Here is a 14681-nt window from a genome sequence, read left to right on the forward strand (position 1 = left end):
TCCCGTGAGCGCACACGTTCCCGCCCCGCCCACCGGTATCGGCCGGGTGGTCACGGCCATGATCACCCCGTTCACGTCGGATGGCGCGCTCGACCTCGATGGCGCCCAGACGTTGGCCGACCACCTCGTGTCGAACGGGACCGACACCGTCCTCGTCCACGGCACGACGGGTGAGTCCCCGACGCTGCTCGGCGAGGAGATGTGGGAGCTGCTCGCCGCGGTCAAGGACGCGGTGGGTGATCGGGCCAACGTGATGATGGGCAGCGGCAGCAACGCCACTGCGACCGCCATCCGCTCCACGCAGCGCGCCACCGAGATGGGCGCCGACTCCCTCCTCGTGGTCACGCCCTACTACAACAAGCCCGACCAGCGCGGCCTCGTGCGCCACTTCCGGGCCGTCGCTGAGGTGACCGACCTGCCGATCGTGCTCTACGACATCAAGCCGCGCACGGCGACCGCGATCGAGGTGTCGACCATGGTCGACCTCGCCGAGGTGCCCAACATCGTCGGCACGAAGGACGCCTCCGGGGAGTGGGCCAAGGTCGGTGACGTCCTGGTCGCCACCGAGGGCGCACCGGGCGGCTTCGGGGTCTGGTCCGGCGCCGACGAGTTCAACCTCGGCAGCATCGCCACCGGCGCGACCGGGGTCATCTCCGTCGCCGCGCACCTGGTCGGCCGCGAGCTCGCGGAGATGATCGACGTCTTCGCCACCGATCCGCTGCGGGCTCGGCAGCTGCACCTGGCGTGCCTGCCGCTGCACCGCGCCCTGTTCGCCGAGCCCTCGCCCGCACCGCTCAAGGCAGCGATGAACGAGCTCGGCCTGCCCGCCGGCCCCGTCCGGCTACCGCTCGCGGAGGCCTCACCCGAGGCCACGCGCACCGTCCTCGACGCGCTCGAGCGCGTCCGCACCACCCTCGCATCCACCTCTGGAGCACCCACACGATGACCACCACCCCACCGGTCCAGGTCACCTTCCTCGGCGGTCTCGGCGAGATCGGCCGCAACATGGCCTCGATCGAGATCGACGGTGAGCTCGCCATCGTCGACTGCGGGGTGCTGTTCCCCGACGCCGAACACCTCGGTGTCGACCTGATCCTGCCCGACTGGGGCTGGATCAAGTCGCGTGCCGACGACGTGCGCGCGATCTTCCTCACCCACGGCCACCTCGACCACATCGGCGCCGTTCCCTACCTCCTGCGCGACCTCCAGGAGGCGGGCGCCGAGGGGGTCCCGCCGGTCTTCGGCACGCGCCTGACCATCGCCTTCGTGCAGGCCGTCATGGAGGAGTGGCCGGACCTCGACCGCCCCGAGTTCGTCGAGGTCGAGCCCGGCGAGATCGTCGAGGAGGGCCCCTTCAACGCCGAGGTGGTGCAGGTCAGCCACTCCATCCCGGACGGCGCGGCGTACGCCTTCCGTACCCCCCACGGGATGATCGTCCACACCGGTGACTTCAAGCTCGACCAGACCCCGATCGACGGACGCCCGACCGACCTCGCCCACTTCGCGCGGCTCGGTGACGAGGGTGTCGACCTCCTGCTCGCCGACTCCACCAACGCCGACCGGCCGGGGCACGTCCCGACCGAACGCACCGTGGGTCGGGTCCTGCGCGAGGAGATCATGCAGGCCGAGGGCCTCGTGGTCGTCGCCTCGTTCGCCAGCCACGTCCACCGCATCCAGATGGTCCTCGACGCGGCACGCGCGGCAGGTCGCCGTCCGGTGTTCGTCGGCCGGTCGATGGTCCGCAACATGGGCATCGCCGCCGAGCTCGGCTACCTCGAGGGCGACCTCACCGACCTGATCGAACTCAACGACGTCGAGCGCTACGACCGTTCGGAGATGATCGTCATCTCCACCGGGTCGCAGGGCGAACCGTTCAGCGCGCTGTCGTTGCTCGCCTCCGGTGAGCACCGCCGTCTCGAGGTGGGGGAGGGCGACACCGTCATCCTCGCCAGCTCGCTGATCCCGGGCAACGAGCAGGCGGTCTTCCGCAACATCAACGGGCTCTTCAAGCGGGGCGCCCGGGTGATCCACAGCGGCACGGCGCCGGTCCACGTCTCCGGGCACGCGTCGCGCGACGAGCTCATCTTGTTCCACAACATCATCGAGCCCGAGTTCTTCGTCCCCGTGCACGGCGAGCACCGGCACATGTCGGCCCACCGTGACCTGGCCGAGCTGACCGGCTGCCTGCCCGAGCACATCCTGGTGTGCGAGGACGGCGACAGCGTGCTGCTCGAGGACGGCAAGGTCCGCCGTGGCGAGTCCGTGCCGACCAGCCACGTGTACATCGACGGGATCCTGCCCGACGTCGGGCCGGCCCTGCTGCGCGACCGGCGCCGCATCGGCGAGGACGGCATCTGCTTCTGCGTGGTCACCATCGACCCGCAGCGTGGCGAACTGGTCGGCGAGCCGGTGGTGACCCAGAAGGGCATCGTCTTCGCCGACAAGGGCGAGGACCTCCTCGAAGCGGCCAAGAAGGCCGTCGAGATGGAGCTGTCCGGCCTGGCACGCGCCAAGTTCGACGACCACCAGGCCATCGCCCGCCACGTCACCCAGGCCCTCGGCCGCCACTGGCGCTCGTCGACCGGTCGCCGCCCCGTCATCCTGCCGGTGGTCGTGGATCTCTAGCGTCCCTCCGGACGCGCGTTGGCGGTGCTCGTCCCTCCCGGGCCATACTGGGGCCGGGGCGGGGAGGTGCAGGTGATGGATGAGGTCGCCGCCGACGGTCCGGTCCGTCCATCCGCGGTCCCCGACCTCGCCTGGTCGGCGGACCAGGCGGCGAGCCTCGGGCACGGTGCCGTCGAACTGTGGGCCGAGTTCCTGAAGGCCCTCCCCGGCCTGCCCATCCACCGCGGCTTCTCGAACGCCGACGTGACGCGGGGAGTGGCCTGGGAGGTCCCCGACGCGCCGGAAGGGGCCGAGCGGCTGCTGGCCGACACGCGAGCGCTGATGCTCGACTGGTCGATGTACCCGGGCCACAGCGGCTTCTTCGGGTACGTGAGCGGGGCGGGCACGGTTCCGGGTGCCGCCGCCGACCTCCTCGCGAGCGCTCTCAACAACAACCTCGGAGCGTGGCGCCTCTCGCCGGGGATGACCGCGTTGGAGCAGGGCCTGCTGCGGTGGTTCGCCGACCGGCTCGGCCTCGGAGCGACGGCCGGCGGTTACCTGACCTCGGGTGGGGCGGCCGCCAACCACGACGCCCTCGTCGTGGCACGCGACGTCAAGGCGACCTGGGACGTGCGCACGGCGGGGATCGGCGCGGGGCCGCGGTTGACCGCCTACGCCGCCACGACCGTGCACGACACCGTGCAGCGCGGTGCTGACCTGATGGGCATGGGCTCGGAGTCCGTGCGCGCGATCGCGGTCGACCGCGCCGACCACGTCGACGTGGCCGCGATGCGCCGGGCGATCGAGGCCGATCTCGCGGCCGGGCACCTGCCGATCTGCCTCGTGGGCAGCGCCGGGACCGTCGGGACCGGCGCGATCGACGACCTGGACGCGATCGCCGACCTCGCCGAGGAGTTCGACCTCTGGTTCCACGTGGACGGTGCGGTCGGCGCCGTGGGCGCGCTGGTCGACGACCTGCGTGACCGTTTCGCGGGCTTGTCCCGGGCGTCGTCGATCGGGCTCGATCCGCACAAGTGGCTGAACGTGCCCATCGCGTGCGGGATGCTGCTGGTCCGCGACGACGCCGACCTCACCCGAGCCTTCCACATCGACCCCTCCTACACCGTCGAGGACAAGGACCGCATGGGCGCCGGGGTGGACAGCTACGTCCGGTCGCCGCTCTTCACCCGTCACGGCGCCGCACTCAAGCTGTGGTGGTCCCTGCGCGCCCACGGATGGGATGCCTACGGGCGGCGGATGGCCCACGATTGTGCGTTGGCCCGTTACCTGCACGACCTCGCGGAGGCCCACCCCCGCCTCGAGCCCACCAACGACCCCGACCTGATGATCACGACCTACCGCTACGTGCCCGCCGAGACGACCACGCCGGAGCAGGTCGACGCGCTCAACCAGCGCATCATGGAACACCTGCAGTACTCCGGGCGCGTCTACGCGTCGAACGCCGTCGTCGATGGCCGGTTCGTGCTCCGGGCCTGCATCATCAACTTCCGCACGGAGGCCGAGGACATCGACGCGTTGGTGGACCTGACCGTCCGCACCGGAGACGAGCTGAGCGCACGGGACCGCATCCCGTCCGAGGTCAGGTGACCTCGACGGTGCCGCGCATCGAACCGTGGAAGTCGCACACGTACGGGTAGGTCCCCGGCTCGTCGAAGGTGACCTCGAAGGTGTCACCCGCGCCGATCGAGCCCGAGGCGAAGCTGCCGTCCGGTGCGGTGACGGTGTGGGTGATCCGGCCCGCGTGTACCCAGGTCACGGTGCCGCCGACCTCGACGGTGACGTCGGTCGGCGCGAAGACGAACCCGTCCTCGTCGAGCAGCTCGACCTCGACCGCAGTGGGACCGGTGTCGGGCTGGGCCGTCGCCTCGTCAGCGGCATCGTCAGCGGCATCCTCCGCGGCTTCGTCGACCGCCGGCTCATCGGTCGCATCGTCCTCCGGAGAGGCGACCATCGGATCGAGCGCTGGGTCGGCGGTGCCGTCGCAGCCGGCGAGGAGCAGCGCGACGGCACCGGCCGCGAGCCAGGTGCCGGTCCGTGGGTGGGGGCAGGTGGACACGGTGGTCTCCTCGATCGGGGCGAGCTGGGCCGTGCCCGGGTCAGTCGACGCGCTCGGCGAAGACGATGGTGTTGTCGCGGTAGCTGCGCTCACCCCGGTCGAACTCGCCGCTGCAGGTGATCAGGCGCAGCTCGGACCCCGGCGTGCCGCTGTAGACGGCCTCGGTGGGGAAGGCGTCCTTCGGGTGCTGCTGGGTCTCGCGGACGGCGAAGGTCACGATCTCGCCGTCCTCGCCGTGGACCTCGATCAGGTCACCGGGCTCGAGCTCGCTGAGCCGGAAGAACACGGCCGGTCCACTCCGGTCGTCGACGTGGCCGGCGATGACGGCCGGGCCGACGCGGCCGGGCTTCGGGCCGCGGTCGAACCACCCGGCCTGGGCGAAGTCCTGCGGGACCTCCATGGCTCCGTCGTCCTCGAGGCCGAGGCGGAGGACGTCCGCGTCGACGTCGATGGCCGGGATGACGAGGCGCTCGGGGTCGACGCCGTTGGGGTGGTCGCGCGGTGCGTGGTGACCCTCGTGCTCGTGGTCGCTGTGATCGTGGGCACGCGCCAGGACCGCGGGGTCCATCGACCGCATGCGCTCGAGGGTCGCGGCCGTCGTGGCGCCGGGTTCGGGGTCCTCATCGGCTGCAGGAGCCTCAGCCGGAGCCGAGACCGCGGCGTTCGAGACGTCGTCCGCGGTGTCGTCGGAGACGCAGGAGGCGGTCAGGGCGACGAGGGAGATGAGGACGAGGAGGGGGCGGAGGCGGCGCACGGTGAGGCCCTTCGGTCACAGGGAGCGGTGGTGCGCGGTGCGGGGCGAGCGTCGCCGCCCCGCACCGGCGAACTCAGGCGCCGACCTTGCGGCGACGGGCGCCGAGGGCGCCGAGGGCCGCGAGGCCGAGGGCGCCGGCGGCGATCGCACCGGTGGTCGAACCGGACTCGGACGTGCCGCCCGCGCCGGTGGCCACGCCACCCGCAGCGCTGGCGGTGATCTGGCCGCAAGCGGCCGGAACGGTCGCCTCGAACGGCAGGTCCGGGTCGAGGGAGCTCGGCTTCGGCTCACCGTTCTCGTCCTCGAGCGTGCCGATCTCACCGGAGCCGTCGAGGTCCGCCGCGTGGATCACGATGTGCAGCGACGACAGGTTGTCGGCGACCTCGTCGCTGACCTCGAAGGTCCGCTCGTAGTCGAGGGTGCTCGAGGTCGGGAAGCGGTCGACCGCCAGTGCGCTGTCCGGGCTGGTGTCGCCCTCGGTGGTCAGCGAGACGGTGACCGGCCCGTAGGCCGGGACGCCCTCGACGACGGACAGGAACCCGTCGCCGTCCTCGTCGGCCTCGTCGAAGCCGGCCTCACCGGGGTTCAGGGGACCACAGACGTTGTCGCCGCCTGGCTCGCCGTGGAAGTGGATGGCGTGCGGGAAGCCGTCGAAGAAGCCGTTGCCAGAGATGCGGACGGTCAGGTCGTTGCCGTCGAGGGTCAGGTCGGCCGTGGCGCTGGCGCCGCTCTCGTTGGCCTGGCCGATGTTGGCGCTGAAGGTGGTCGGGCTCTGAGCGGAGGCGGCGACGGGCAGCGCGAGCAGCGCTCCCGTCGCGGCGAGGGTGGTCAAGATCCTGCGCACGTGCGTTCCTGTCGGTCGGGTGTGTTCGAGCGGCGGTGGTTCGCGCCGATCGGGTGCGGTGTTCGGTCGGCCTGCGTCCGAACGGCCACGGCCACCCCCGGACGCGCGTGTAGTTCCACGCGGGTCGTCCGGGACGTACCCTGGGTGTGGCCCGTCGACCGCGGGTCCTCGCCTGCTCGCCGGAGGTCCGCGTGGCGTCGACGACGAAGACCCCCTCGCGCCCGCGTGGCGGTGCGCGCAGCGGGTCGTCCACGGGCGGCCGCAGCGGGCAGAGGACGACCCCGCAGCGCAAGGCGCAGACGACCCGTGTCGCGTCCAAGGGCGGGGCGTCCAAGGGCGGCACCAAGCCCCTCCCCAAGGGCGGCGCCAAGGGCGGTGGTGACGGCCCAGGCCCCGTCGGGCGTGCCGGGCGGGCGTTCGCGTCCCACCTCGGTGAGCAGAAGCAGGACGTGGTCGGCATCGGCCTCGTGCTGCTCGGTGTCCTCGCGGGTCTCGGCATGTACGCCGGTGCCGGGGGGCCGGTCGGTGACTTCCTCGAGGCGGTGGCCCGTGGCCTACTCGGCCTGGCCGGCTACCTGATCCCGCCGCTGGTGGCCTGGTTCGGCCTGCTGGTCGTCCTCGGTCGTCCGAGCCCGGAGATCGGCCGGATCGCGGTCGGGTCGGTCCTGCTCGGCCTCGGGCTCCTGACCAGCTGGCACCTGATCGCGGGTGCACCTGTCCCGGCGGACGGCATCCGTGCCCTGTGGCCCGCGGCCGGCCTGCTCGGCTGGGCGGTGGCGACCCCGCTGGTGGCGGCGCTGTCGGTCTGGGGCGCGAGCGCGGTGTGTGTGGCCCTGCTGTTCCTCGGCACCCTCATCGTGACCAAGACGCCGTTCTCGCACGTGATCGCTCTGCTGCGTCCGACACCCCGCGAGGACGACGGCACCGGTGACGCCGACGCGGGCTCGTCCCGCCGGTCGCGCCGCCGGGCGAGCGAGGACGACGACCCGCAGGCCACCCGCCGCATCGACGACCCCGAGGCGACCGGCGAGGTCGACCGGCCGACCCCGGTCCGGGCCACCCTGTCACGCCTGTCGGGCGAACAGCTCGCCCTCGAGGACGAGCCGGAGGCCGACGACGGGGACGGGCTGAGCGAGGCCGACCGCGAGGCCGGCAAGACCCCCGACCCGCCGGTGTCGCGCGCGAAGGTGCCCGCCGACGCGGCGACGCTGAAAGCGAAGAAGGTCGCGCCGGTCCGCAGCTGGGACGACTACACCCTGCCGGCCCTCGACCTGCTCGCCACCGGGCGGTCCATGGGCAAGGAGTCGCGCCGGACCATCGAAGCCCAGGTCGAGGCCCTCCAGGAGACCTTCCGGCAGTTCAACATCGACGCGACCGTCGCCCGCTGGTCGCGCGGTCCGACCGTCACCCGCTTCGAGATCGAGCTCGGCCCGGGCGTGCAGGTCAAGAAGGTCGCCAACATGGGCGACGACATCGCCTACGCCCTCGCGGCCCCCGATGTGCGCATCGTGGCCCCGATCCCCGGCAAGTCGGCCATCGGGGTCGAGGTCCCCAACCGCCAGCGCGACCTGATCACCCTCGGCGACATCCTGCGCTCCGACGAGGCGGCCCGTGATCCGCACCCGCTCACCGTCGCCCTCGGCGTCGACATCGCCGGCAACCCGGCCCTGGTCAACCTCGCCCACATGCCGCACCTGCTGATCTCGGGTGCCACCGGGTCCGGGAAGTCGGTGACCGTCAACGGGATGATCACCTCGATCATCATGCGCGCACGTCCGGACCAGGTCCGGATGATCCTCATCGACCCCAAGCGCGTCGAGCTGGTGCCCTACGAGGGCGCCCCGCACCTGCTCACCCAGGTGGTCACCGACCCGCGTCGGGCCACCGACGCGGTGCAGTGGTGCGTCAAGGAGATGGAGCAGCGCTACGAGCTGCTCGCGCTGCTCGGGTACCGCAACATCGACGGCTACAACGAAGCGGTCGACGCCGGCGCCATCGAGCCCCGTCCCGGCCCCGACGGGACGCTCATCGAGTCCGAGCGGCTGCCCTACATCGTCCTGGTCATCGACGAGCTGGCCGACCTCATGCTGGTCGCGCCCCGCGACGTCGAGGAGGCGATCTGCCGCATCGCCCAGAAGGCCCGCGCCGTCGGCATCCACATGGTCCTGGCGACCCAGCGACCGTCCGTCGACGTCATCACCGGCCTGATCAAGGCCAACGTGCCGTCGCGTCTCGCACTGGCGGTCTCGTCCCAGACCGACTCGCGCACCATCATCGACATGAACGGGGCCGAGAAGCTGGTCGGCAAGGGAGACATGCTCTTCCTGCCGGCCTCGCAGGGCAAGCCGTCCCGCCTCCAGGGCTGCTGGGTCACCGAACGCGAGGTCGAGGCCGCCGTCGGGTTCTGCACCGCCCAGCGTCAGGCCGAGTTCGAGCCCACCGTCACCAAGCAGGGCGACGAGGCCGCCCAGGTCGACGCGGTCCGCTCCGGCGACGACGACTCCGACGAGGCACTGCTGCGCCGTGCGGCCGAGCAGGTCGTGGTCAGCGGGCTCGGCTCGACCTCGATGCTGCAGCGCAAGCTCCGCATCGGGTTCGCGCGCGCCGGTCGCCTCATGGACGAGCTCGAGGTGCTCGGCATCGTCGGCCCGAACGAGGGCAGCAAGGCCCGCGACGTGCTGTGGAGCCCCGAGGACCTCGACCAGGCCATGTCGAGCGGCAGCATCTGACGCTTCTTCTTCTGCGCCGTGCGTGCTCCTCGGTCCCTGGGGGACCTCGTCCGCGCCACCGGCGACTGCGCCGTGCGTGCTCCTCGGTCCCTGGGGGACCTCGTCCGCGTCACCGGCGACTCAGCACGAGAGAGGCGGCCCCGCGGGGCCGCCTCGTTCGTCGCTCACGTCAGGTGCGGCTCAGCGCCACCGGAACTCGCCGGTGGCCTGCGGGCGCTTGCCGCCGAGCTGGCGGGTCGCCGTGACCGCGCCGAGGACGGTGACCGCACCGAGGAAGCCGAGCAGCAGCAGACCGAAACGGTCGCGGGGGCGCTCGGCCAGCTGGATCCTGCCGCTGCCCTCCTCCGCGCCGGCTCCTTCGGGCGCGACCTCGACCGCTTCGTCGCCGGTCTCGGCGGGCTCCTCGGCGGCGAAGGCCGGCGCAGCCGGCAGCGAGACCGCGAACGCGAGGGCGGCCGCCGCGACGAGGCGGACGAGCCGGGCACGCGTCACGGACGTGGGGAGGCAGGTGGAGGTCGTCATAGCGCGGAGGGTAGCCCCCGGGCCCACCGGTCCGGAAAACGTCGGGCCGGAGGACGCGCTCGCGACGGTCCGCGTCCCTCGGCACCAGCGGCCGGACGCCACCGCAGCGGCCGTACGGGCGCGACCCCAGGGACCGGCCGGGGCGCCAGCGCTGTCACCGGACGAGGCGCTCCGGGGTCTCGGTCGTGCGTCAGGGGGCCCCCCGCTCTACGCTCCCGTGGTCCGTGCCCCCTTCCCCCCCGGCGAGGCCCGTGAGCTCCGGCATCGGTGACACGCTGCGCGAGGCGCGCGAAGAGCAGGGCCGCTCCATCGAGGAGGCGGCCCACGCCTTGCGTCTGCGCAGCGCGCAGCTGCGGGCCCTCGAGGACGAACAGTTCGACGGCTTCGGGGGCGACGTCTACGCGCGCGGGTTCCTCAAGAGCTACGCGCTCGAGCTCGGGCTGGACCCGGCGCCGCTCCTCGACACCTACCGCGAGCAGGTCTCCGGTGAGGATCCGGTCGCTGCGGCCCCCCTGATGGCGCCTGGCGGCTCCTCCGGGGTCAGGACCCCACGTGCGGCCCCACCCGGCTGGATCGCCTGGGTGCTGGTCGGCGTGCTCGTCCTCGCAGCGCTCGGGTTCCTCGGCCAGTTCGTCGGCAGCCGCGCGCCCGAGGTGGCCTCACCCGAGCCGCCCGTCTCACCCGTCGACGGTGACGCCGACGGCGAGGACGCCGACGGTCCGGCCGAACCCGAACCGACCGAGACCGAGGAGCCCGAGCCGCCCGCGCCCGAGGGCATCGAGCTGTTCCTCGCCCTCGAGGCGGCGTCGTGGATGCGGGTGACCGTCGACGGCACGGTCGTCTTCGAGCAGGTCGCCCCCGCGGGCGAGACCCTGCGCTTCCCCGGCGAGGACAGCGTCACGGTGCGCTACGGCAACGCCGGCGGCGTGCGCGTGGAGCTCAACGGCGAGGACCTCGGGGCCCCGGGGGCACCGGGCAGCGTGGTCGAGGTGGAGTACACCCCCGACGGCCCGTCCGACACCTGACGATCGTGACCGAACCCGCCGTGCCGGCCTCCGCTGCCGCACCGCCCGTGGGCGGTGCGTCTCCATCCGTGCCGGGTGGAGCCACGTCGGTGGCCATCGTCACCCTCGGCTGCGGCCGGAACGAGGTCGACACCGACCAGCTCGCGGGCCTCTTCCACCGTGAGGGTGTCCCGGTGGTCGACGACCCCGCGGCGGCCGACGTGGTGCTGGTCAACACCTGCACGTTCATCGCCCCGGCGAAGCAGGAGTCGATCGACACCGTCCTCGAGGCGTGCGACCTCAAGGAGACCGGCACCCGCGCGGTCCTCGTGGTCGGCTGCATGGCGGAGCGGTACCCGAACGAGCTCGCCGAAGCCATCCCCGAGGCTGACGCCATCGTCGGTTTCGACGGGTACGGCCGGCTCCCGCAGCTGGTCGACGACGTGCTGCAGGGCCGCCCCTACGAGCGGGTCACGACCACCGCCGCTCCGGCGAAGGCCGCTGTCCGGCCCGGCCTGCCCCTGCTGTCGATCACCCCGACCGCGCCGGCCGCGCCCGTGGTCGAACCCATCGCCGTGCCGGCGCTCGACCCGACGATGGCGCTCGGCCTCGACGTGTCCGAGCTGCCACCCGAAGCCGCGCGTCCCACCTCCGATCCGCGCACGGCGCAGGACGACCTCGACCGGGTCCCCGCCACCGGTCCGCGGTTCCCCGTCCGCCGCCACGACGGCCGTCCGTGGGCCTACCTCAAGCTCGCATCGGGCTGCGACCGGCTGTGCACGTTCTGCGCCATCCCGTCCTTCCGCGGCCGTTTCCGGTCGCGGCCGCTGGACGAGCTGGTGGCCGAGGCGAGCTGGCTGGTCGAGCAGGGTGCTCGCGAGCTGGTCATGGTCAGCGAGAACACGACCTCGTGGGGCAAGGACCTCGACGGCGGCCGCGACGGGCAGGCCAGGATGGTCGAGACCCTCGCCGAGGTGGACGGCCTCGAACGGCTGCGGCTGATGTACCTCCAGCCCGCCGAGCTGACCGTGCCGCTGCTCGAGGTGATGGCCGGTCACCCGAAGGTCGCCTCGTACTTCGACCTGTCGCTCCAGCACGTGTCCGGCCCCGTGGTCCGGCGGATGGCACGCAGCGGCGACCACGTCCGGTTCGGGGCCCTGATCGAGCGCATCCGCGGGCTCGACCCCCACGCGGTGTTCCGCTCCAACTTCATCCTCGGCTTCCCCGGCGAGACCGAGCAGGACGTCCAGGTCCTCGAGGACTTCCTCCAGGACCAGCGCCTCGACTGGGTCGGGCTGTTCGCCTACAGCCCCGAGGACGGCACCCCGGCCGCGACGATGCCGGACCAGGTCGACCCGGACGAGGCGGCCGAGCGGGTCGAACGCCTCGCCGAGGTGCAGGAACGCACCGCCGACGAGGCGGCCCGTGCCTTCGTCGGTCGCCAGCTCGACGTGACCGTCGAGGCCCACCTCGCAGGTGGGCCCGATGATCCGGACGGCGAGGTGGCCCTCACCGTGGGCCGCTCCTACCGCGAGGCCCCCGACACCGACGGCGAGGTCCAGCTCGTCACCGAGGGGCCCGACGGACGCCTCGTGCCGGCTGACCTGCCGCGGGGACGGACGGTGACCGCCGAGGTGACCAGAGCGATCGGTGTCGACCTCGTCGCCCGGGTGCACCGCGCGCGTGCCTGACACCGAGCCCCGACCCGAGCCGCACTGGTTCAACTGGCCGAACGGCTTCACGTTCCTGCGGGCGCTGCTCGTCCCCGTGATCCTGTGGCTGCTGGTGCAGGACACCGAGGGTGACACGCTGCGGTGGTGGGCGTTCGGCATCTTCGTGTTCGCCGCGTGGACCGACTCGATCGACGGGTGGGTGGCGCGCCGCTACACCGGGGTGACCCGCTGGGGACAGCTCGCCGACCCGATCGCCGACAAGCTGCTCATCATCGGGGCGCTCGCGTCGCTGGCCTACATCGGCGAGCTGCCGTGGTGGGCGGTCTCGGTCATCGTGGTCCGCGAGCTCGCCGTGACCCTGCTGCGGGTCCAGCTCGTTCGCCGCATGGGCCTCGTGATGCCCGCCTCCCGCTGGGGCAAGTTCAAGACCGTCAGCCAGGTCGTGGCCGTCGGGGCGTACCTGTGGCCGACGGTGCCAGGCACCCTCCGCGAGCTCCTGCTCAACGTCGCGGTCGGGCTGACGGTGTGGTCCGGGATCGACATCGCCTTCCGCGCCGGCCGGCTCGCTCGTGACCGGCCGGCCGCCTACCGGGACGGAACGCCGTGAACCTCGAGCACGTCGACGTGACCGGCGCCACGCTGCAGCCGGCCGGGGTGCCGCTGCGCGCGGCCGTGCTGTCGGTCGGTTCCGAACTGCTGCTCGGTGACCTCACCGACACCAACGCCACCTGGATCTCGCAGCGGTGTCGCGAGCTCGGCATCGAGGTCCGCCACCACCTCGCCGTGCGCGACGACCTCGACGAGTTCGTGGACGCACTGAGCTTCCTGGCCGACCGTGTCCACGTGGTGCTGATCGGCGGGGGGCTCGGCCCGACCTCCGACGACCTGACCCGCGAGGCGGTCGCCGCGGCGGCCGGCGTCGAGCTCGAGCGTCACGATGACCTCGAGGAAGCGCTGATCCAGCGGTTCGCCGAGATGGGTGCGCGCATGCCTGCCCAGAACCTGCGTCAGGCCCGCATCCCCCGGGGCGCGACGGTGTTCGAGCCCGTCGGGACCGCGCCCGGGTTCGGGCTGACGATCCTCGGCGGGACGCGCGTCTACGCCGCGCCCGGGGTGCCCTGGGAGCTGCACTCGATGTGGGACCGCGACATCGCCCCCGAGCTGCTGGCGCTCGCCGGGGCCGGCGCGACCCTTACCCGGATCGTCCACGTGGTCGGCCGAGGCGAGTCGAGCATCGCCGAGATCGTCGAGCCGCTGGTGGCTGACCGGCCCGGGGTCACCCTGTCGTTCCTCGCCAAGAGCGAGGAGGTCCAGGTCCGCCTGACCGTGACGGCCGACGACGCGGTCGCCGCCCGGGAGGCGTCGCAACCGCTGGTCGAGGAGGTCGTCGGCGAGCTCGGTTCGAGCGTGGCCGGGATCGACGAGGAGACGCTCGAGGACGTGCTCGTCCGGTTGCTCGGCGCGACTGGGACGACGGTGGCGACGGCCGAGTCCGCCACGGCCGGCGGTATCTCGGCGCGGTTGGCACGGGTGCCGGGGGCTTCGCACGGGTTGCTCGGCGGTGTCGCCGTGTACGCGACCGACGCCAAGCACCGCCTGCTCGACGTGGACGAGGGCCTGCTCGATGAGCACGGTCCGGTCAGCGGCCCGGTCACCGACGCGCTGGCACGAGCCGCTCGCGATCGGTTCGGTGCCGACTGGGGCATCGCGGTCACCGGCGTCGCGGGGCCGACCGAGCAGAACGGTCTGCCCATCGGGACCTGCTTCTGGGCGCTCGCCCACCCCGACGGCCGGACCGAGGTGCACGGCCGGCGCATCCCCGGCGATCGGGGCCAGATCCAGGCTCGCCTCGGCACCGCCGCGCTCGACCTGCTGCGACGCCGGCTCCTCGAACACACGTGAGCGGCGAGCCCACCTGGCGCCTGTTCGTCGCGCTGCCGATCCCGGACCACGTGCGGGTGCTCGGCCAGGCTGCCCTGGCGCCGGCACGGGATGCGGGAGCGGACCTGACCTGGACGCGGCCCGAGGGCTGGCACCTGACCCTCGCCTTCCTCGGGAACGTGCCGGAGAACCGGGTCCCCGAGGTGGAAGCCGCCGTCGGTGGCGCGGTGCGGGCGCACGGCACCGGACCGATCGGCTGCGAGGTCACCGGGGCCGACCGCTTCGACGGGCGGGCGTTGTTCCTGTCCGTCGCCGACGACCCGAGGGGCGCGATCGCCGCGCTCGGTGACGCCATCCAGACGACGCTCGCGGCGGCCGACCTGCCCGTCACCTCCCGACCGGTCCGTCCGCACCTGACCCTGGCCCGGGGCGGCCGTCGTGGGGCGAGGGTCACCGACGAGGTGGTGGCTGCGGTCGCGGCCGTGGCCGCCCGGTGGGAGGCCGACGAGGTCAACCTCGTGCGCTCGCACCTCGGGGACGGCCCCGCCCGCTACGAGCCGGTGGCGACCTGGGGGCTGACAGGCCGGGCGTGA

Annotated in this window: 13 protein-coding genes; 9 read left to right on the forward strand and 4 right to left on the reverse strand. The window is 72.8% G+C overall.

Annotation, left to right across the window (positions count from 1 at the left end):
- Positions 1-4 precede the first annotated feature (4 nt).
- From dapA to NITAL_RS12935, 3 genes are all read left to right on the forward strand, one after another.
- The gene (dapA, locus tag NITAL_RS12925; RefSeq protein WP_211262391.1) at positions 5-946 is read left to right on the forward strand and encodes a 4-hydroxy-tetrahydrodipicolinate synthase; all 942 of its coding nucleotides are present in this window, start codon (positions 5-7) and stop codon (positions 944-946) included.
- Complete coding sequence (locus tag NITAL_RS12930) at positions 943-2625, forward strand: ribonuclease J (protein ID WP_052666645.1); 1683 nt, start codon at positions 943-945, stop codon at positions 2623-2625. The genes dapA and NITAL_RS12930 overlap by 4 nt, the downstream gene beginning before the upstream one ends.
- 75 nt (positions 2626-2700) lie before the next feature.
- Complete coding sequence (locus NITAL_RS12935; RefSeq protein WP_052666646.1) at positions 2701-4212, forward strand: pyridoxal phosphate-dependent decarboxylase family protein; 1512 nt, start codon at positions 2701-2703, stop codon at positions 4210-4212.
- On the opposite strand, the gene NITAL_RS12940 is transcribed toward NITAL_RS12935, so the two are convergent.
- The 3 genes from NITAL_RS12940 to NITAL_RS12950 all read right to left on the reverse strand — a co-directional run bounded on the left by NITAL_RS12940 (position 4205) and on the right by NITAL_RS12950 (position 6279).
- On the reverse strand, positions 4205-4681 hold the full coding sequence (locus NITAL_RS12940; RefSeq protein WP_052666648.1) for a cupredoxin domain-containing protein: 477 nt from the start codon (positions 4679-4681) through the stop codon (positions 4205-4207). The genes NITAL_RS12935 and NITAL_RS12940 overlap by 8 nt on opposite strands.
- 40 nt (positions 4682-4721) lie before the next feature.
- Positions 4722-5435, reverse strand: coding sequence for a class F sortase (locus NITAL_RS26495; protein WP_083441528.1), 714 nt, complete (start codon positions 5433-5435; stop codon positions 4722-4724).
- Positions 5436-5508: 73 nt separating this feature from the next.
- The gene (locus tag NITAL_RS12950; protein ID WP_052666650.1) at positions 5509-6279 is read right to left on the reverse strand and encodes a hypothetical protein; all 771 of its coding nucleotides are present in this window, start codon (positions 6277-6279) and stop codon (positions 5509-5511) included.
- A 191-nt stretch (positions 6280-6470) separates the two neighbouring features.
- Between NITAL_RS12950 and NITAL_RS12955 the strand changes: the two genes are divergently transcribed.
- Positions 6471-9008, forward strand: a complete 2538-nt coding sequence (locus NITAL_RS12955) for an FtsK/SpoIIIE family DNA translocase (protein WP_052666652.1) — start codon at positions 6471-6473, stop codon at positions 9006-9008.
- 180 nt (positions 9009-9188) lie between these two features.
- Here NITAL_RS12955 and NITAL_RS12960 read toward each other — a convergent pair whose 3' ends face one another.
- Complete coding sequence (locus NITAL_RS12960; RefSeq protein ID WP_052666654.1) at positions 9189-9530, reverse strand: hypothetical protein; 342 nt, start codon at positions 9528-9530, stop codon at positions 9189-9191.
- 251 nt (positions 9531-9781) lie between these two features.
- On the opposite strand from NITAL_RS12960, the gene NITAL_RS12965 reads away from it, so the two are divergent.
- From NITAL_RS12965 to thpR, 5 genes are all read left to right on the forward strand, one after another.
- Positions 9782-10555, forward strand: a complete 774-nt coding sequence (locus NITAL_RS12965) for a helix-turn-helix domain-containing protein (protein WP_052666656.1) — start codon at positions 9782-9784, stop codon at positions 10553-10555.
- Positions 10556-10644: 89 nt separating this feature from the next.
- Positions 10645-12225, forward strand: a complete 1581-nt coding sequence (rimO, locus tag NITAL_RS12970) for a 30S ribosomal protein S12 methylthiotransferase RimO (RefSeq protein WP_052666658.1) — start codon at positions 10645-10647, stop codon at positions 12223-12225.
- Positions 12218-12814 (forward strand): CDP-diacylglycerol--glycerol-3-phosphate 3-phosphatidyltransferase, encoded by a 597-nt coding sequence (gene pgsA / locus NITAL_RS12975; protein ID WP_083442181.1) that lies wholly within the window; start codon positions 12218-12220, stop codon positions 12812-12814. The genes rimO and pgsA overlap by 8 nt, the downstream gene beginning before the upstream one ends.
- Entirely contained in the window at positions 12811-14109 is a 1299-nt protein-coding gene (locus tag NITAL_RS12980; RefSeq protein WP_052666659.1) for a CinA family nicotinamide mononucleotide deamidase-related protein, read from the forward strand. The genes pgsA and NITAL_RS12980 overlap by 4 nt, the downstream gene beginning before the upstream one ends.
- Positions 14106-14681 carry an RNA 2',3'-cyclic phosphodiesterase gene (gene thpR, locus NITAL_RS12985; RefSeq protein WP_052666661.1) on the forward strand — a complete coding sequence of 192 codons (576 nt, stop codon included), beginning with the start codon at positions 14106-14108 and terminating at the stop codon, positions 14679-14681. Before NITAL_RS12980 ends, thpR begins: the two co-directional genes overlap by 4 nt.

This window comes from Nitriliruptor alkaliphilus DSM 45188 (genome assembly GCF_000969705.1).
Taxonomy (GTDB): domain Bacteria; phylum Actinomycetota; class Nitriliruptoria; order Nitriliruptorales; family Nitriliruptoraceae; genus Nitriliruptor; species Nitriliruptor alkaliphilus.